General features: G+C 58.2%; 17 protein-coding genes. 15 read left to right on the top strand and 2 right to left on the bottom strand.

What is annotated here, in order from left to right; translation table 11 throughout:
• Positions 1 to 11 precede the first annotated feature (11 nt).
• The 6 genes from C1J03_RS09125 to C1J03_RS09100 all read left to right on the top strand — a co-directional run bounded on the left by C1J03_RS09125 (position 12) and on the right by C1J03_RS09100 (position 6,808).
• A complete protein-coding gene (locus C1J03_RS09125; protein ID WP_114885779.1) occupies positions 12 to 614 on the top strand; it encodes a LysE family translocator in 603 nt (200 codons plus the stop codon).
• Positions 615 to 619: 5 nt separating this feature from the next.
• Complete coding sequence (gene gpt / locus C1J03_RS09120) at positions 620 to 1,141, top strand: xanthine phosphoribosyltransferase (protein ID WP_114885776.1); 522 nt, start codon at positions 620 to 622, stop codon at positions 1,139 to 1,141.
• 32 nt (positions 1,142 to 1,173) lie between these two features.
• Complete coding sequence (locus C1J03_RS09115) at positions 1,174 to 2,355, top strand: aminotransferase (protein WP_114885774.1); 1,182 nt, start codon at positions 1,174 to 1,176, stop codon at positions 2,353 to 2,355.
• Between the two features lie 63 nt (positions 2,356 to 2,418).
• Positions 2,419 to 4,260 (top strand): peptidyl-prolyl cis-trans isomerase, encoded by a 1,842-nt coding sequence (locus tag C1J03_RS09110; RefSeq protein ID WP_114885772.1) that lies wholly within the window; start codon positions 2,419 to 2,421, stop codon positions 4,258 to 4,260.
• Positions 4,261 to 4,262: 2 nt separating this feature from the next.
• A complete protein-coding gene (gene trpE / locus C1J03_RS09105; protein ID WP_114885770.1) occupies positions 4,263 to 5,774 on the top strand; it encodes an anthranilate synthase component I in 1,512 nt (503 codons plus the stop codon).
• Complete coding sequence (locus C1J03_RS09100) at positions 5,774 to 6,808, top strand: succinylglutamate desuccinylase/aspartoacylase family protein (RefSeq protein WP_114885768.1); 1,035 nt, start codon at positions 5,774 to 5,776, stop codon at positions 6,806 to 6,808. The genes trpE and C1J03_RS09100 overlap by 1 nt, the downstream gene beginning before the upstream one ends.
• A gap of 4 nt (positions 6,809 to 6,812) precedes the next feature.
• Here the strand turns inward: C1J03_RS09100 and C1J03_RS09095 are convergent, their stop codons facing one another.
• Entirely contained in the window at positions 6,813 to 8,429 is a 1,617-nt protein-coding gene (locus C1J03_RS09095; RefSeq protein WP_114885766.1) for a divergent polysaccharide deacetylase family protein, read from the bottom strand.
• A gap of 134 nt (positions 8,430 to 8,563) precedes the next feature.
• On the opposite strand from C1J03_RS09095, the gene C1J03_RS09090 reads away from it, so the two are divergent.
• From C1J03_RS09090 to lexA, 7 genes are all read left to right on the top strand, one after another.
• Positions 8,564 to 9,145: an anthranilate synthase component II gene (locus tag C1J03_RS09090; RefSeq protein WP_114885764.1), complete on the top strand. Its 582-nt coding sequence runs from the start codon at positions 8,564 to 8,566 to the stop codon at positions 9,143 to 9,145.
• Positions 9,142 to 10,161: an anthranilate phosphoribosyltransferase gene (gene trpD, locus C1J03_RS09085; RefSeq protein WP_114885762.1), complete on the top strand. Its 1,020-nt coding sequence runs from the start codon at positions 9,142 to 9,144 to the stop codon at positions 10,159 to 10,161. Before C1J03_RS09090 ends, trpD begins: the two co-directional genes overlap by 4 nt.
• Complete coding sequence (locus C1J03_RS09080; RefSeq protein ID WP_114885760.1) at positions 10,161 to 10,820, top strand: uracil-DNA glycosylase; 660 nt, start codon at positions 10,161 to 10,163, stop codon at positions 10,818 to 10,820. The genes trpD and C1J03_RS09080 overlap by 1 nt, the downstream gene beginning before the upstream one ends.
• A complete protein-coding gene (trpC, locus tag C1J03_RS09075) occupies positions 10,817 to 11,629 on the top strand; it encodes an indole-3-glycerol phosphate synthase TrpC (RefSeq protein ID WP_114885758.1) in 813 nt (270 codons plus the stop codon). The genes C1J03_RS09080 and trpC overlap by 4 nt, the downstream gene beginning before the upstream one ends.
• A complete protein-coding gene (gene moaC / locus C1J03_RS09070; RefSeq protein ID WP_114885756.1) occupies positions 11,629 to 12,102 on the top strand; it encodes a cyclic pyranopterin monophosphate synthase MoaC in 474 nt (157 codons plus the stop codon). The genes trpC and moaC overlap by 1 nt, the downstream gene beginning before the upstream one ends.
• Complete coding sequence (locus tag C1J03_RS09065; protein WP_114885754.1) at positions 12,099 to 13,271, top strand: molybdopterin molybdotransferase MoeA; 1,173 nt, start codon at positions 12,099 to 12,101, stop codon at positions 13,269 to 13,271. The genes moaC and C1J03_RS09065 overlap by 4 nt, the downstream gene beginning before the upstream one ends.
• Positions 13,272 to 13,349: 78 nt before the next feature.
• Positions 13,350 to 14,048, top strand: coding sequence for a transcriptional repressor LexA (gene lexA, locus C1J03_RS09060; protein ID WP_114885752.1), 699 nt, complete (start codon positions 13,350 to 13,352; stop codon positions 14,046 to 14,048).
• On the opposite strand, the gene C1J03_RS09055 is transcribed toward lexA, so the two are convergent.
• Positions 14,042 to 16,096 carry a ComEC/Rec2 family competence protein gene (locus C1J03_RS09055; RefSeq protein ID WP_114885749.1) on the bottom strand — a complete coding sequence of 685 codons (2,055 nt, stop codon included), beginning with the start codon at positions 16,094 to 16,096 and terminating at the stop codon, positions 14,042 to 14,044. The two genes, lexA and C1J03_RS09055, sit on opposite strands and share 7 nt — an antisense overlap.
• 135 nt (positions 16,097 to 16,231) lie before the next feature.
• Here C1J03_RS09055 and gltX point away from each other — a divergent pair, with 135 nt between their 5' ends.
• The gene (gene gltX / locus C1J03_RS09050) at positions 16,232 to 17,632 is read left to right on the top strand and encodes a glutamate--tRNA ligase (protein ID WP_114885747.1); all 1,401 of its coding nucleotides are present in this window, start codon (positions 16,232 to 16,234) and stop codon (positions 17,630 to 17,632) included.
• 116 nt (positions 17,633 to 17,748) lie between these two features.
• Positions 17,749 to 19,044, top strand: coding sequence for a citrate synthase (gene gltA / locus C1J03_RS09045; RefSeq protein WP_114885745.1), 1,296 nt, complete (start codon positions 17,749 to 17,751; stop codon positions 19,042 to 19,044).
• Positions 19,045 to 19,266: the final 222 nt, after the last annotated feature.

Below are 19,266 nucleotides of genomic sequence, written 5' to 3'. Positions count from 1 at the left end.
GGCGCCGCGACATGACATTTGAGCAGCTCATCGCCTTCAACGCCGTGCTGATCGTGTCGATCCTTAGCCCCGGCGCTGCGTTTTTGATGGCTGTGCGTGCCAGCGTATCAGGCGGCAGGCGCGCAGGCATCGCGACGGGACTTGGCCTTGCGACAATGGCGAGTCTTTGGACGCTCGCGGCCCTTGTGGGCATGGATGCTATCTTTGCGCTGTTCCCTTGGGCCTTCGCAGCCCTAAAAATCGGTGGTGCGGCTTACCTTATCTACCTCGCCGTGATGACATGGCGTGGGGCAAAACAGCCCGTCACTGCGGCCCCCAAAGCACAAGGCCGCGCCTTTATCGACGGATTTCTGGTTAACCTCGGCAATCCCAAATCTGTGCTATTCGCCGCTGCCGTTCTGGTGGTGGTCTTCCCACCCAACCTGACGGGCGCGGAAATAGCGACAGTGGTGCTTAATCACTTTACGCTGGAAATTCTCTTCTACACAGGCTGCGCCTTTGTTCTAAGTGCCCCGGTAGCGCGGACCCGCTATCTGCGTGTGAAACCTCATATCGACCGTGCCGCCGCCCTGTTGCTGGGTGGTTTAGGCCTCAAACTTCTGCTGCAAAGGTAAATCCTATGACTGACGCGACCAAAGATCCGGGCCGTTTGCCCCACGAAAAGGGTTTTCACATCAGCTGGGACCAAATCCACCGCGACAGCCGGGCGCTTGCCTGGCGGCTTGACGGTAAAGGCCCCGACAACGGTGCATGGCGCGCCGTTGTTGCCATCACCCGCGGTGGCATGGCCCCGGCAATGATTGCCGCACGCGAACTCGACATTCGCACTGTCGACACCATTTCGATCAAATCCTACGACCACCAGGAACAATCTGAAGCCAAAGTGCTCAAGGCACCGGATGCAGACCTGATGGGGGACGGAACTGGTATCTTGATCATCGACGATCTGGTCGACAGTGGTAAAACCCTTGAGGTCGTCCGCGCAATGTACCCGAACGCACATTTTGCAACAGTCTACGCAAAACCCTCAGGTCGCCCGCAGGTCGACACGTTCATCACCGAAGTCAGCCAAGACACTTGGATCTTTTTTCCATGGGACATGGCGCTGCAATATGTTGAACCTTACCGCGGCAAGGACTGAAGCCAGTCCAAAACGCCCAAACCGGAGCCATCATGTCGCTGACCCGCACCGCCGCTACCTTTCCCCCGCCTGTGATGGAAGCGCGCCGCTGGCTTGACGGCGTGACCCATCCTGCGGATCGGCCGTTGATCAACGTGAGCCAAGCAGCTCCCGTTGATCCGCCGCCGCCCGCTTTGCGGCAGGTGATGGCAGATGTCGCCCTGACCCGTGATGATGTGCATCTTTATGGGCCTGTCTTGGGGTTGCCCGAGTTGCGCGATGCTTTGGCCGCCACCACACAGTCCCTCTACGGCGGCACCGTCACTGGGGGCCAAGTTGCCATCACCTCGGGGTGTAATCAGGCATTTGCGGCCGCCATCGCGTCGCTTTGCGCCGAAGGGGACGAGGTCATTCTGCCGACCCCGTGGTATTTCAATCATAAAATGTGGCTCGATATGGCGGGTGTTAACGCAGTCGCTCTTCCTGCCGGTCCTGAGATGCTGCCCGATCCTGCTCAGGCCGCCGCCCTGATAACACCCCGCACCCGCGCCATTTCACTGGTCACACCCAACAATCCATGCGGTGTCGAATATCCCGCCGATCTGGTGCAAGCGTTCTTTGATCTGGCGCGCAGCCGCGGCATCTCGCTGATCGTGGATGAGACATACCGCGACTTTCACAGCCACTCCGGCCCTGCCCATCCCCTTTTCCAAGATCCAGACTGGCACGACACTCTGATCCACCTTTACTCTTTCTCCAAGGCCTACCGCCTGACCGGACACCGTGTCGGAGCCTTGATCACAAGTGCCGAACGCTTGGCCGAGGTTGAGAAATTCCTAGACACTGTTGCCATCTGCCCCGGCCAGATCGGGCAGCATGCCGCCCTTTGGGGCCTGGAGAACCTTGGTCAATGGCTGGCATCAGAGCGCGACGAAATCCTGTCACGCCGCGCCACAATTACACAGCTGATGCCGCGCATTGAAACTCACGGTTGGAAGCTTCTGGGCCTTGGCGGATACTTTGCCTATCTGCAACATCCCTTCGACATCAGCAGCGCCGATTTGGCCCCTGCACTGGTCCGCGATGCTGGAATTCTGTGCCTGCCCGGCACCATGTTTTGCCCGCAAGGCGATGTCAGCGGTGCCTCACAAATCAGACTGGCCTTCGCCAATTTGGATGCGGCAGGGCTTGGCGTGCTCTTTGACCGCCTTGCCGGGCTGAAGCCCCCAAAATAGCAGGTCTTGCCCCGCGAACCGTCAACGCATAGACAGTGCGAAACGCGAAAAAAGGGGGCCCACATGGCCAAAGGAATGAGCTTTTCTAAAACCGCCGTTTGGGTGCTGCTTGGCCTTTTGATCTTAGGTCTGGCTGGCTTTGGGGCCGTTGACCTGTCAGGCAACGCTCGGCTCATTGGCACGGTCGGCGAAAAGACCATCACTGTGGACCGCTACTTCCGCGAAATGCAGCAAGAAATGCGCGCAATCAGCCAACAAACCGGCCAATCGGTCACGTTTGCCCAGGCCCAGCAAATCGGCCTGGACCGTGCCGTGATCCAGCGGCTGGTACGCGACCGCGCACTGGATCATGAAACTTCGCAGATGGGCCTTTCCATTGGCGACGAGATCTTGCGTGAACGCATCCTCGAAATCCCAGGGTTTCAAGGCATTGACGGCTCATTTGACCGTGAAGGCTATGCCCAGACCCTGCGTCAGGCCGGCCTGAACGAGAAAGAATTTGAAGAAACCCTGCGCGAAGACACCGCCCGCACGCTGTTGCAAGACGCGATCCTTGGTGGGGTTGAGATGCCTCAGACCTTCGCGCGCACGCTGGTGAATTACGTCGGTGAAACCCGCAGTTTCACATGGGGTCTGCTGGACGAGACTATGATGGATCCCCCTCTAAGCGCCCCCAGCCAAGCTGATCTGCAAGCCTATTTCGACGCAAATGGCGATGATTTCACCCTGCCTGAGACCAAACAACTCACCTATGTTGTGCTCAGCCCGGATGATCTGATTGACCAAGTGGACCTGACCCAAGAAGAACTGCGCCGCGAATTTGATACGCGTATCGACCAATTCCAACAGCCCGAGCGCCGTCTGGTAGAACGTCTTGTGTTCTCCGATCAAGAGACCGCCAATCAGGCCGCTGCCAATCTTGAGGTCGACGGCACCACTTTTGAAGCACTGGTCCAAGAGCGTGGATTGAACCTCTCTGATATTGATCTGGGCGATATGGGTCAGCAAGAATTAGGCGCTGCCGGTTTGGATGTCTTTTCAGCCCAAGTTGGCGATGTTGTCGGCCCCCTGCCAAGCGATCTGGGACCCGCACTTTTCCGGGTCAACGCCGTTTTGCCTGCACTCTACGTCACCTTTGAAGAGGCCGAACCGCAGCTGCGTGATATCCTTGCAGCCGATCGCGCTGTCCGTCTGGTCGAGGCGCAGGCTGAAGATTTTGACGATCGCCTTGCTGGCGGTGCAACGCTGGAACAACTGGCTGAAGAAACCGACATGACTTTGGGTCAGATCGATTGGACCCCACAAAGTAGCGACGGGCTGGCCGCTTATGGCGATTTCCGCGAGGCCGCCGCGGGCGTGTCCCTCAATGATTTCCCGAAAATCCGCCAACTTGAAGACGGCGGCATATTTGCCATGCGTCTGGACGAAGAACTGCCCCCGCGCCCTGCCCCTTTTGAAGCGGTCACCGACGACATTGCCGCCGCGGTGCGCACTCAGCAAATCCTGACCCGCCTGACTGCACAAGCCGAAGAACTGCTGCCTCAGATCCAAGCAGGCACTGATATGACCGAACTGGGCCTCGATGCTGTGGTTGAAGAAGGCCAAAACCGCAGTGCCTTCGTAAATGGCACACCAACCGCTTTCATGGCATCCGTGTTTGAGATGGCACCAGGTGATCTACGCGTCTTGCCGGGTGACGATACCGTTGTAATCGTGCGGCTTGATGGGATTGAAGCTGCGGAACAAAACGCCGAAAGCGCGGCTTTGCTCGACAGCCTCGCCACACAACAAAACGCGGCGTTGGCCCAAGCCCTGTTCACCGTCTACGCAAATGACACGATCTTGCGCGCAGGCCAAGAAATCGACCAACGCGCTGTGCAAGCCGTGAACGTGAACTTCCAGTAGCCATGGCGCTGAACCCATCTTTTGAAAGCTTCGCTGCCCGCTATGCTGCGGGTGAACATCAGGTTGTCTACACCCGGCTGGCCGCGGATCTTGATACGCCTGTTTCATTGATGCTCAAGCTCAGCGGGGCTGCGGAAAACGCGTTCATGCTGGAATCAGTCACCGGCGGCGAGGTGCGTGGGCGCTATTCGATCATTGGGATGAAACCCGACCTGATCTGGCGCTGCCGTGGCACCACGTCCGAGGTCAACCGGGCCGCGCGCTATGACCCGGATGCGTTTGAGCCAATTGCGGGCGATCCTCTCGATGCTTTGCGCGACCTGATAGATGCCTCAAAGATCGATCTGCCTGACGGTTTACCGCAGGCTGCCGCAGGCCTTTTTGGCTATCTCGGTTACGATATGATCCGATTGGTAGAACATCTTCCAAACATTAATCCCGACCCGCTTGGCCTGCCCGATGCGCTGATGTTGCGCCCGTCCGTGGTGGCCGTGCTGGACGGTGTCAAAGGCGACGTTACGGTCGTGTCCCCTGCGTGGGTCACCGAAGGCCAAACTGCCCGCGCCGCCTATGCGCAAGCGGCTGAGCGCGTGATGGATGCCGTGCGTGATCTCGAGCGCAGCCCCGCAGCGTCCTCGCGTGATTTAGGCGACGCCGCGGCTGTTCCAGAGCCCGTCAGCAATTTCACCCGCGACGGCTACAAACAGGCCGTGCGCGATGCCCAAGAATACATCCGCGCGGGCGATATCTTTCAGGTGGTCCCGTCACAACGTTGGGCGCAGCCTTTTGCGCAACCGCCCTTCGCGCTGTACCGATCCTTGCGGCGTACGAACCCCTCGCCCTTCATGTTCTATTTCAACTTCGGCGGCTTTCATGTTGTCGGCGCCAGCCCGGAAATCCTTGTCCGTGTGTTTGGCAATGAAGTTACTATTCGCCCCATTGCAGGCACCCGCCCTCGTGGTGCCACACCCGAAGAAGACCGTGCCTTAGAAGCGGACCTTTTGAGTGACGAAAAAGAGCTGGCCGAACATTTGATGTTGTTTGATTTGGGCCGCAACGATGTGGGTCGCGTTGCCAAAATCGGAACCGTACGCCCAACCGAAGAATTCATCGTCGAACGGTATTCGCATGTCATGCATATCGTCTCCAACGTGGTAGGCGAACTTGCCGAAGGCAAAGACTCCTTGGATGCGTTTTTTGCAGGTATGCCTGCAGGCACCGTCTCTGGTGCGCCCAAAGTCCGCGCCATGCAGATTATCGACGAGCTGGAGCCAGAAAAGCGCGGCCTTTACGGCGGCGGTGTTGGCTATTTCAGCGCAGGCGGCGACATGGACATGTGTATCGCCCTGCGCACAGCGGTGATCAAAGACGAAACGCTTTATATCCAAGCTGGCGGCGGTGTTGTTTATGACAGCGACCCCGAAGCGGAGTTCATGGAGACCGTGCATAAATCCGGTGCCATTCGCCGCGCAGCCGAAGACGCAGCGCGCTTTGGCGGTTCGGGCAACGGCTGATGCCAACCGGTTTTGAGATCGCAGGCATAACTGTCGCCCCCGGCACCCGCCAGACCGTCAACCTGCCGGTATCGAACCTCCCAGATCATACGCCCGTGACCCTGTCGGTTGAGGTCATTCATGGCAAGCGCCCAGGCCCCGTGATGTTTATCAGCGCCGCGGTCCATGGCAACGAAGTCATCGGGGTCGAGATTGTGCGCCGCGTGTTGCGCGCCCCGCAATTGGCCAGCCTGCGCGGCACACTTTTGGTCGTCCCAGTGGTCAACTCATTCGGCTTTCTCAACCAGTCGCGCTATCTGCCCGACCGCCGAGATCTCAACCGGTGTTTTCCCGGCCATCCATCGGGATCACTTGGTGCACGTTTGGCATATATTTTCCTGAACGAAGTTGTACTGCGCTGCGCGTTTGGCATTGACCTACATTCTGCTGCGATCCACCGAACCAACCTTCCGCAACTGCGTATTTCTCCGTCTGATCCGGTCACCCACCGCATGGCAAAAGCTTTTGGCGCGCCTGTGATTCTCACCTCATCTTTGCGCGATGGCTCGTTGCGCGGCGTGGCGGCCGCCAAGGGCACGCCTGTGCTGCTTTTTGAGGCGGGCGAAGGGCTGCGCTTTGATGAAATGGCCGTACGTGCCGGTCTTGCAGGCATCCTGCGTGTGATGCTGGCCGAGGGTATGCTTGCCGCCAAGGGCATCGCCACATCGCGCACGCCCTCGCATATCTGTGCGGCATCAAGCTGGCTGCGCGCGCCTGTGGGCGGGCTGCTGCGCATCTTCCGGGCTGAGGGCGAGATGGTCGCTGAAGGTGACGTGCTGGCCAGCGTATCTGACCCGATGGGCAAATCCGAAACCGATATCATCGCGCCCAACGCAGGCATTCTGATTGGCCGAGCAACGTTGCCGATCGTCAACGAAGGCGATGCAGTGTTTCACTTGGCCAAGCTTGCCCCGCGCGCCGATCCCGACACTGTCGAAGAAATGGCCGAGCAACTCTCGGATGATCCGCTTTTTGACGAAGACGAGATTATTTGAACCGCTAGTTCTGCGTCAGAACCGCCGATACCGGAGCCAGTGCCACCTGAGACGCACGATCGGCAAGCCCCCAAACCAACAGCGCCTTGATCGTTTCAGGGCGCAAGCGACCCAGCATGATCACACCGCCTTCTTGGCTTGCCTTAAAAGCGGCCTGATCCAGAAAACGACGGATCACCTTGGCGCTTTGATCTTTGCCGTCAAAATCACGGAACACCGCCACCGCAGGCACCCCTTGTTTGCGCGCCAGCGTGGCAGCCGTGTTCAGGCCTTGCGCCTGCGTGATCAGCCCATGCCCGGTTTGCGCCAAAACAGCGGCCACTTGGTCCGTGGCTTCGCGCTGATCGGGAAAACCGGTGCCCGTGCCCTCTAGAACACCAACGACTTCGGCCATACGTGGCAACATCACCGCAAGGTTGGTTTCAACATCAACGGGCTGTGCGCCTTCGGGCAGGTCGATCATCGCCAGCACTTCGAAGCCTTCTTCGCGGTACCGCGTCATCCGCGCAACGGCGTCCGGCAGGCTCGCATCTACTGCAAAACTGAGCGGATAAGGAAAGCTGCCCAACGCGGGCAATCCAATGCCGCCTGCGTCCAGATCAAAACCATGATCAATCAGCACAATGCCCATGAGTGGTTTTTGCTCTGGATTATCAAATACTTGGGCATAGCGGTGAATAGGGAGATTTGAATCAACCGCAGGTGCCTGCGGCGTCACGGTGGTTGGCAGGGCCGGCTCAGCGGCATCTGCGGCGCCAGCAACGACCACAGCGGCAGCATCCTCAGCTTCGGGCCGATTTACCTGAATGCCACTGTCGCGCGCCAAAAGGCTGGTCGCAGGTTTGCCAATGCGCGGCCCCCCGGACACGGCTTGGTCCTCGGGTGTTTGCGTATCTTGTAGCTCTGCCACCTCTTCAGCCGGTGCTTGGGGTGATGGCGCGTCAGCCTGCGGCACGTCCGCGACGTCTAGGTCGGGGTCGGCCTGTGGCTCTTCAACCGGTTGCACTTCGGTGGTTTCAACCGGCTCGGTGACTGGCGTATCAACCTCAGCGACGGCTTCGGGCACAACGGCATCCGCTTCAGGCACTTCTTCAGTTTTTTCTGAATCTGATTCCGCAACTGGCGTTTCGACGACCTCGGCAACTGGGGGTACCGCTTTTGCTGCAGGCTCGGTATCCAGCGGGAGTTGGTCTTCTTGCAAGGGCTCCATCGGGGCCAAGGCCTGCGGGTTTGGCAACACTGGCGCATCATCCTCAGGCTGAGCTGCTGCGCTCTGTGCAATAGACTGCGGTGTGCCAAGGCCATCCACCACACCAGTCTGTGGTTTCGGCGCCTGCGTCCCTAACCCACCCTCAACATCGAGGGGCGACGTGGCTGTGTCTGTCGGGGTTTGCAGCGCTTGCGGCGTTTCGCGCGGTTCAATCACCGCCTCATCTTGTGGCGGTGTTGCGGGCACATCCTGCGGCACCGCATCAGATGCAGCGGCCTGTTCCGGCGCCGTTTCGGGCACCTGAGGTGCTGGGGTAGGAGGTGCCACAGGCACCAGTACAGAGATCGCCCCTGCGACCCCCAGACTTGCCACCGCCCCAAAGATCATTCCACTGAGTACGCCGCGCGCCATGCTGCCTGTCCTTCGTCCTGCTCTGTCCCGGCTTTCCCCCGCCTCTTGACGAGCGCGGCCAAGCCTGACCATGTAGCTCCGATCTATACCCCGTTCCGGCGGGTTACCTCTAGTCCTAATGCGAAGTTAGCTGAATGTTGCTGCTGATAGATAACTACGACAGTTTCACCTATAATTTGGTGCATTATCTCGGCACGCTTGGTGCTGATGTTACTGTCTACCGAAATGACGCGATCACAGCGCAAGATGCGATGGCGCTGAACCCTGCGGGGATCGTGCTGTCGCCAGGTCCTTGTGACCCTGATCAAGCCGGCATTTGCCTTGAAATGACGCACGCAGCCGCAGATGCACAGCTGCCTTTATTGGGCGTATGCTTGGGTCATCAAACGCTGGGACAGGCATTCGGTGGTAGAGTAATCCGTGCCAAAGACATCGTGCACGGCAAGATGGGGCATATCATTCACCACGGAAAAGGTGTGTTTGCAGACCTGCCCAGCCCCTTTGCTGCCACGCGTTACCACTCCTTGGTTGTTGATGCGGACAGCTTGCCGGACTGCCTTGAGGTGACCGCAACCCTTGAAGACGGCACCATTATGGGCCTGCAGCACCGCAATTTGCCGCTGCATGGGGTACAATTTCACCCCGAATCGATCCGGTCAGAGCATGGCCACGCTCTGCTCCAAAACTTCCTAAACGAAATGAAGGTTCCAGCATGAGTGACGCCCTCAAGCCCCTGATTGATGCCGCAGCCAACGGCCCGCTGACACGCGTGCAAGCCATGGCCGCCTTCGAAATCCTGTTTGACGGCGAAGCAACCCCCAGCCAGATCGGCGGATTGCTGATGGCTTTGCGCACGCGCGGCGAAACGGTCGATGAATACGCCGCCGCAGCCGCCGTGATGCGCGCCAAATGCCACAAGGTTCACGCGCCTGAGGGGGCGATGGACATCGTTGGCACCGGGGGCGACGGCAAAGGCACGCTTAATATCTCAACCGCGACGGCTTTTGTCGTGGCAGGCGCTGGCGTCGTGGTGGCCAAACACGGCAACCGCAACCTCAGTTCAAAATCAGGCGCCGCCGACGCGCTGACCCAAATGGGCCTCAGGGTCATGGTTGGTCCCAAGGTGGTTGAAGCAGCCCTCGCTGAGGCGGGTATCGGTTTCATGATGGCCCCCATGCACCACCCCGCGATTGCCCATGTCATGCCCACGCGCTCTGAACTCGGGACGCGCACAATTTTCAACATCCTTGGGCCACTCACCAACCCTGCAGGCGTCAAACGCCAGCTTACCGGCGCGTTTTCACGTGATCTTATACGCCCCATGGCCGAGACGCTGGGGCAATTGGGATCAGAGCGCGCATGGTTGGTTCACGGCTCCGATGGGACGGACGAATTGACGATCACCGGCATAAGCTGGGTGGCAGCACTCGAGCAAGACAGCAGTGTCCGCGACTTCGAAGTGCATCCCGAAGAAGCAGGCCTGCCGGTCCACCCTTTCGAGGCGATCATTGGCGGCACTCCTGAAGAAAATGCGCGTGATTTCAATGCACTGCTTGACGGAACGCCGTCAGCCTACCGCGATGCTGTGTTGCTCAATTCCGCAGCGGCTTTGGTTGTGGCGGATGCAGCCCCTGATCTCAAAGCCGGTGTAGAGATGGCCCGCGCCAGCATTGATTCTGGTGCCGCTCGCGACAAAATCACAGCCGTCGCGCGCATTACCCAAGCAGGTTGATGCGCTTTGATCTAGATCAACTTGGCGCTTGGAGCGACCTGCCCTTTTTTGCGGACACCCTGCCCGCCATCGAAGCGCATCTGGACGATAAGGCGTTTTTGCCGCCCCAAGATCAAGTCTTTGCAGCGCTTGCGCGGACGCCCCCGCATAAGGTGCGCGTTGTTATTTTGGGCCAAGACCCCTACCCAACGCCCGGCCATGCTCACGGGTTTTCTTTCTCCGCGGATGCAAACACCAAACCTTTGCCGCGATCATTATCTAACATCTTCAAAGAAATGCGGGATGACATCGGGGACGCGCCCCGTCACGCGGATCTGCGGTTCTGGGCAGATCAAGGTGTACTCCTATTGAACACGGTGCTCACCGTTCCTGCGGGTACACCCCAAGGACGCAAAGCCCTGGGATGGCAGGCTTTGACGGCACAAATCCTAATGCGATTGGCCGACGGGCCGCGGGCATATCTACTTTGGGGTAAACCTGCACAGGCGGCCGCATCACAGGTCGACCCCATGACAAACCTCAAAATCGAGACCGCGCATCCGTCACCCTTGTCGGCGCGGCGCGGGTTCTTTGGGGCAAGACCCTTTAGCCGCACCAATGCGTGGTTGCACGCCCAAGGCCAGCCCGTCATAAACTGGACCGACCCGGAGGCCCAATGACACAGACCATTCTCGACAAAATCAAAGCCTATAAGCTCGAAGAAATCGCTGCTGCAAAGGCTGAAAAGCCGATCGAGGTGATTGAAGCCGACGCAAAGGCCGCATCGCCAGTGCGCCCCTTTGCAGATGCGTTGTTTAACGCGTCTCGCGAAGGTTACGGCCTCATTGCCGAGATCAAAAAGGCCAGCCCGTCAAAAGGTCTGATCCGCGAAGATTTCGACCCAGCGACCCTTGCTGCGGCCTACCAAGAAGGCGGTGCGACATGTCTTTCGGTTTTGACCGACACCCCAAGTTTTCAGGGGGCAAAATCCTTTCTTGTTGAGGCCCGTGAGGCCTGCACCCTGCCGGTTCTGCGTAAAGATTTCCTCTATGACACCTATCAGGTTGCCGAAGCGCGTGCCCTTGGGGCCGATTGCATTTTGATCATCATGGCTTCGGTTTCTGACGCCCAGGCTGCCGAGCTTGAAGACGCCGCAACCCAGTGGGGCATGGACGCCCTGATCGAGGTTCATAACGCCGAAGAGCTGGTCCGTGCCGCAAGGCTTAAAAGCAGGATGATCGGCATAAACAACCGAAATCTCAATACCTTCGAGACCTCTTTGGATGTGACCCGCACGCTCGCAAAAGAAGTCCCCGCCGACCGGATTATCGTTTGCGAAAGCGGCTTGTTTGTCCCCAAAGACCTTGCTGACATGGCGCTATACGGGGCGCGCACATTCTTGATTGGCGAAAGTTTGATGCGACAAGCAGACGTTGCGAAAGCGACCCATGATTTGCTGGCCAACCCTCTTAACGCTGGAGGTATGTGATGGCACTGACCCATTTTGACGGAGACGGCCACGCGCATATGGTGGATGTGTCTGACAAGGACATCACTGCGCGGATTGCCACGGCTGAAAACCACATCAAAATGCACCGCGAAACCTTTGATATCATTACCGAAGGACGCGCCAAAAAGGGTGATGTGCTGGGCGTCGCACGCCTTGCTGGGATCATGGCAGCCAAGCGAACCTCTGATCTGATCCCGCTGTGTCACCCGCTCCCCATCACCAAGGTCAGCGTCGATCTAACCCCTGATCCAGAACTTCCCGGTATCCGGATTGTCGCAACGGTCAAGACGACAGGCCAAACCGGGGTCGAAATGGAAGCGTTAACGGCCGCGTCTGTCGCCGCACTTACCGTTTATGACATGTGCAAAGCCGTCGATAAAAATATGGAAATCAACGGCCTACATGTCACACTTAAAGACGGTGGGAAATCTGGCCGCTACGTGGCGACATGATCACCGTCTCGCAGGCCCTCGATCAGCTGTTTTCACTTGTATCGCCGTTAGACGTCGAAAATGTTCCGCTGCGCGAAGCATCAGGTCGGGTTTTGGCCCGCGATGTTGCCGCTACACGTACCCAGCCGCCCTTCGCGGCATCCTCAATGGATGGGTATGCAGTGCGGCGCGCCGAAGTTGAGCCTGATGCGATGTTCAAGGTTATCGGCGAAGCCGCAGCCGGGCACCGCTTTGAAGGCACGATGCGCGCGGGTCAGGCTGTCCGTATCTTTACTGGCGCTCCTATGCCGCAAGGCGCTGATTTCATTATTATTCAAGAAGATGTGACACGGCGTGGCGACCTGATCACTTTGGGCCACCGAGTCGGTACAAAGGACAATATTCGCCCCGCAGGTGGTGATTTCTCCGCAGGTGAATTGATGACGGCCCCCCGGCTGCTGCGCCCTGCTGATATCGCCCTTTTGGCGGCCATGAACATTGCCACCGTGCCTGTGACCCGCAAACCAATCGTTGCGATTTTGGCCACCGGGGATGAATTGGTGCAGCCCGGTGAAACCCCCGGCCCAGATCAAATCATCGCCTCCAACAGCTATGGCTTGGCCGCGATGGTTGAGGGTATTGGCGCCACCGCGCGGATGTTGCCGATTGCCGCTGATACCGAAGCCGCTTTGATTCAGGCGTTTGGGTTGGCAAAGGGTGCCGATCTTATTGTGACCATTGGCGGCGCGTCCGTTGGCGATCACGACCTCGTAGCACCAGTTGCAGCGAAACTCGGAATGGAACAGGCGTTTTATAAAGTTGCCATGCGTCCCGGAAAACCGCTGATGGCGGGTCGGTTGGGGGACGCGGCAATGGTTGGGCTGCCCGGTAATCCCGTCTCAGCAATGGTATGTGGCACTGTGTTTCTGGGCCCAATGATCCGGTTGATGCTGGGACTTGCCACCGAGCCCGCTTTGCGCCGCAGCGTACCGTTGGCCAGGGCCATTCCTGCAAATGGTCCGCGCGAACACTACATGCGCGCGCAGCTTCAGGACGGGCAAGTCCACCCTGAGAGCCAACAAGACAGCAGCCTGCTCAGCATCTTGGCCACAGCCGATGTGCTAATGGTGCGGCCAATTGATGATCCTGCGCGAGAGATCGGCGAAATGGTCCAAGTCATCGATATCTAGGAACTAGCCTTAAAGGTTGACACAAAACGGGAACATCCCTAGAACAAAGGTTAACTTTGACAGGCGAAGGGAACGACCGTGCTCACCAAAAAACAACTCGATCTTCTGGCTTTCATTCACAAACGCGTTCAGCGCGACGGCGTTCCGCCCAGCTTTGACGAAATGAAAGAAGCCCTTGATCTACGGTCGAAATCTGGCATCCACCGCCTTATCACAGCACTAGAGGAACGCGGGTTTATCCGCCGTCTTGCGCACAGAGCGCGCGCAATTGAAGTCGTGAAATTACCCGAAAGCCTTGGCGGTGAAGCAACAGTTGGCTTTACCCCACGCGTAATCGAAGGCGATCGTCCTGATGCACCGCCTCCGCCCTCCGCACAGATGATTATGGCCAGCTCAGTTGAGTTGCCGATGATGGGCCGGATCGCCGCCGGTGTGCCGATTGAAGCGATCAATCAGCAGTCCCATTCCGTGGCCGTACCGGGTGCGATGCTGTCAGGCTCTGGCGAGCATTATGCACTCGAAGTCAAAGGCGATTCGATGATCGAGGCCGGGATCAACGACGGTGACGTTGTAGTCATTCGCGAAACTTCAGTGGCTGATGACGGCGATATTGTTGTCGCATTGGTTGAAGATCACGAAGCCACGCTGAAGCGGTTTAAGCGCAAAGGCCGCTCCATCGCGCTTGAGGCGGCAAACCCCGCCTATGAGACGCGGGTCTTTAACGCAGATCAGGTCAAGGTACAGGGTCGTTTGGTTGGGTTGATTAGGTCCTATTGATCCTTTGATGCGACACGTTTGGTACGGCGCGCTTTGGGCCAGTTGGTCCAAAGTCGGTCACCAACGGCTGCACGCGACGTACGCTTGATCAACGCGCCGTCTTGCATGATGAACGCGATTGATCCCGTTTCACGCAATGCGTCCGGCTCAAACAATGTACAGCCCTTGCCCTGAGCCCCCTCCCACGCCACGGATGCAACCACGATTTGGCCCTTGCCACAGCGTGCCAGCTTGGCGGCTGCGCGTTTGCCAGAGAGGTGGATCACCTCCACGTCGCCAAGCGCCCCTAGCTTCCAGCGCGCTGCCGCGGCCAGTTGATCACTGCCGTCGCCATCATTCTCCAACCAGTTACGTGCAACGAAACCCGCACCTTTTGGCTTGCTCAGGGCGCGGCCTTGGGCAGTCATCACCCCTACCAATGTGCCCGTATCTGCGATCAAAAGAGCAGGCCTGGTGGCCCCCTGCCACAGCACGAAACTCAGCGCGATTGCGACACCACCGGCCCACCGCAGACGGCCTTGCCACAGCACCGCGAACAAAAACCCCAGCGTTAACAGCGGCAACACCCACGGCCCCGGCCCCACAACATAGCTGCGCGCACCATCCCAACCGGCCACCCCATGCGCCACCCAAAGGATCCAGCGCAGCCCAAGCCTCATGAACTGCAAGCCGATAAACTCAAGCCCCAAGGGTGCCAACACCACGGCAACCACCGCGGCCGGGATCACCAACACCCCCATCAACGGGACGCTGACCACATTAGCAATGAGCCCGTATTGGGCGAATGCATTGAAATGCGCGGCAGCAATCGGAGCCGTCGCAAACCCAGCAATGGCAGACGACATGACCACACCGATCACGGGCCGAAGCCATGCAGGACCCAGCGGCAGATCGGCATCGCGCAGCCAGCCAAAGACGGCAACCAACGCCGTGGTCGCAGCAAAGGACATTTGAAAACCGGGACCCATCAACGCTTCTGGGCGCAGCACCAGCACAATGATCGCAGCAATCGCGACGGCCCGCAGGCTGATTGCGCGCCGCCCCAGCATCAGCGCGCATAATGCGACAGCAACCATGATGAACGCGCGCTCGGTCGAGACATTGCCGCCCGACAGCGCGAGGTATCCTGCGGACGCGATCAATGCACCACCCGCCGCCATACTGCGGGCCGGCATGCGCAAGGCCACGTAAGGGATTAGGGCAAACAAGATCCGCAGGCCCGCAAAAACCACGCCTGAGAGCAACCCCATGTGCAATCCAGAAATCGCCAATAAATGCGCAAGATTACTGGCCCTAAGCGCATCGAGTGCTGAAGCGCTCATGGCGCTTCGGTCGCCCGTTGTGATGGCTGCTGCAAATCCACCAATGTCGCCCGGCAACACCGCTTGGATACGGGCAGAAGCCGCCATGCGGATACGAAAGACAGCAAGGCCCGCCTGCCCCTGTTGCGCACGTTCGATGCCCATCAAAGGCACACGAGTATAGCCAACGGCACCCAGTTGGACAAACCAAGCATGACGCTGGAAATCGAAACCATCGGGTTCTACCGGGCCAGACGGCGGTGACAGATGCCCTGTTGTCATGACCCGCAACCCCGGCTCTGCCGCGATGTCATCACTACGGTCGCCGTGCAGTGATATACGCACGCGGGCCGGCGTTTTGTCGGGCCCTACGCGGGCCAGCACAACCCGGTCCAGCGTTAGGCGTAACGCGTCAGATTGGCTGCGATCAATCGCGATGATGCGCCCTTCAACGGGCCCGTAATACCGCCAACCCAACACAGGCTCCGCAACGGAATTGGTGCGCACGCCAGCCAATACGAAACCCGCCACGACCAGACCAATCGCCACAAACACGGGGCCAAGCAGTTCACCCGAAAAGCGCCCAGCAATCATTGCTAAAAGCGCCGCTGCGGCCAAGCCGATCAACAACGGCGGGGAGGGCTCCCAGGTGAGGTTAAAAAACGTGCCGATGCCGACAGCAAGACACACAGGTACCCAACCGAAAAGCGCGCCGCGTTGCATCAAGAACATATGGCGCAGGCCCATGCTTGCCCCCGGTTGCTGCACTGTTTAGACAGGCGACAAACCTAATCTCCCGTTGGTTACCAAATGGTAAACATCGCTTTTCACAAAGCAGAAGCGGTTGGGACTGGCCCCTAAATGCAAAGGTATCGTTGCCACATGACTGCTCCTGTCGTTACCCGTTTCGCTCCATCCCCTACTGGTTTTTTACATATCGGGGGGGCGCGCACTGCGCTGTTCAACTGGCTTTTTGCACGGGGTCATGGCGGCAAGTTTCTGTTGCGCATTGAAGACACGGATCGCGCGCGATCCACCCCCGAGGCAACTGCGGCTATCCTGCAAGGGTTGGCTTGGCTTGGCCTTGATCATGACGGTGACATCGTCAGTCAATTTGACAACGCCCCGCGCCACGCAGCCGTCGCACAGGAGCTGTTGAGCACGGGAGCCGCTTACAAGTGTTTTGCCAGCCAAGATGAAATCGCGGCTTTCCGCGAGGCGGCACGGGCCGAAGGGCGCAGCACTCTCTACCGCTCGCCGTGGCGCGACGCAGATCCAGCCACCCACCCAGACGCGCCATTTGTTATCCGCATCAAAGCACCGCTGACAGGAACAACCGTGATCCGCGATGCTGTTCAAGGCGACGTGACCATTGGCAACGATCAGCTCGATGATATGGTGCTGCTTAGGTCCGATGGCACACCTGTATACATGCTGGCGGTGGTGGTGGACGACCATGATATGGGCGTCACACATGTGATCCGCGGAGATGATCACCTCAACAACGCCGCGCGTCAGATGATGATCTATCACGGTATGGGCTGGGACGTACCCGTCTGGGCGCATATCCCGCTGATCCACGGATCCGATGGTAAGAAACTCAGCAAACGCCACGGCGCACTTGGCGCTCAGGAGTATCAGGCCATGGGCTATCCCGCGGCTGGCATGCGCAACTACCTCGCGCGGTTAGGCTGGAGCCACGGCGATGACGAGTTTTTCAGCGACGCGCAGGCCCGTGAGTGGTTCGATCTGGACGGTATTCGCAAAAGTCCCGCGCAGTTCGACCTCAAAAAACTAGAAAACATTTCAGGCCAGCAGATTGCCGCCGCTGATGACGCTGCACTGCGGCACGAAGCGCAGGAATATCTAGCAGCCGCAGGGCAACCTGCGTTGACCCAACGGCAATCACAAGGTCTTGAAGCTGCGATGTACTGCCTCAAGGAACGCGCCAAAACCTTTCCAGAACTCCTTGAAAAGGCTGAATTTGCGCTGGTCAGCCGCCCAATATCGCCAGATGAAAAGGCCTCAAAACATCTTGATCCGGTATCCCGCGGTATACTGGGAGAATTGACGCCGCATCTGCAAACTGTTAGCTGGGATAAGGAAACGTTAGAGCAGGCTCTGAACGAGTTTGCCTCAAGCAAAGATACCAAATTTGGCAAACTAGCAGGACCGCTACGTGCCGCCCTCGCCGGACGCGCGGTTACACCGTCAGTTTATGACATGATGCTGGTGCTTGGCAGGGATGAGACCATCGCGCGACTTAGCGATGCGGCAACCTGAAAGTGGCCCAAATGGCCGCTGGCCAACTTAAGACTTAAACGGTGGTGCGCCCCTAAGGGTGCGCCATACAAGATTGCGAAAAACAATTTCGCGACACCAGATCGGGAAGGGATACCATGGCCGAAAGTACAAAATCCGCAACATTGACCATTGATGGCAAAACGATAGATTTGCCGATTTTCTCACCCAGCGTTGGCCCCGATGTGATCGACATCCGCAAGCTTTATGCGCAAGCGGGTGTGTTTACATACGATCCGGGTTTTACCTCAACGGCGGCCTGCGACAGCTCCATCACCTTTATCGATGGCGAAGAAGGTATCTTGCTGCACCGTGGGTATCCCATCGGCGAGCTGGCCTCCAAATCACACTACCTCGAAGTCTGTTATCTGCTGCTTTACGGGGAGCTACCCTCCCCTGCAGAGCTTGAAGATTTTGAACACCGCGTCACCAATCACACCATGCTGCACGAGCAGATGATGAATTTCTTCCGTGGGTTCCGGCGCGACGCGCACCCGATGGCCGTCATGGTTGGCGTTGTGGGCGCTATGTCCGCGTTTTATCACGACAGCACAGACATCACTGACCCGTGGCAGCGCGAAGTTGCCTCTATCCGTCTGATTGCAAAGATGCCCACGATTGCCGCGATGGCCTATAAATATACCGTCGGCCAACCTTTCGTGCACCCGCGCAACGATCTGGATTATGCCTCTAACTTCCTGCGCATGTGTTTTGCCGTGCCTGCCGAAGATTACGTGGTGAACCCGATCCTTAGCCGTGCAATGGACCGCATCTTTACCCTGCATGCGGATCACGAACAAAACGCTTCAACATCAACTGTGCGTTTGGCCTCTTCCTCTGGAGCCAACCCCTTTGCGTGTATTGCAGCCGGTATTGCTTGCCTTTGGGGCCCTGCGCATGGCGGCGCAAACCAAGCCTGCCTTGAGATGCTCAAGGAAATTGGCACACCAGACCGGATCCCAGAATTCATTGCGCGCGCTAAGGATAAAAACGATCCTTTCCGCCTGATGGGCTTTGGCCACCGGGTCTATAAGAACTTTGACCCGCGTGCGACCGTGATGAAAGAGAGCGCTGACGAAGTGCTCGAGCTTTTGGGCGTGGAAAACAACCCGATCCTACAGGTCGCAAAGGAGCTTGAGAGAGCCGCCCTTGAAGATCCGTATTTCGCAGAAAAGAAACTCTTCCCGAATGTCGACTTCTATTCAGGCACCATTCTCGAAGCGATGGGTTTCCCCACATCGATGTTCACACCGATCTTTGCGCTGGCGCGCACGGTGGGTTGGATTTCGCAGTGGAAAGAGCAGATCAGCGACCCACAACTCAAAATCGGCCGGCCCCGTCAGCTTTATCAAGGGGCCACCGCACGCAACTACGTGGACATTGAAAACCGCTAATTCACAGCTCGATTTAGATGTTTTAGGCCTCGGCAATATGCCGGGGCCTTTTTCGTTTTGAGCGGTTTTTGACCTCCCCAAATGTGGCGAAAAAAAGGCACCGCTTGCGCAGTTGGTGCCCCGAATCGTTTGATTCGAATCATATGTTGCCGAAGCAGTCCCGATAATAATCTCCAACGGAAACAGCGGATTGTCGCCACCTATGCGTGTCTACTACGCAGC

The sequence above is a fragment of the Sulfitobacter sp. SK012 genome, assembly GCF_003352085.1.
Taxonomy (GTDB): Bacteria; Pseudomonadota; Alphaproteobacteria; order Rhodobacterales; family Rhodobacteraceae; genus Sulfitobacter.
Note: the sequence above shows the minus strand (reverse complement) of the source record. Positions and strands in the feature narration are given on the sequence as shown.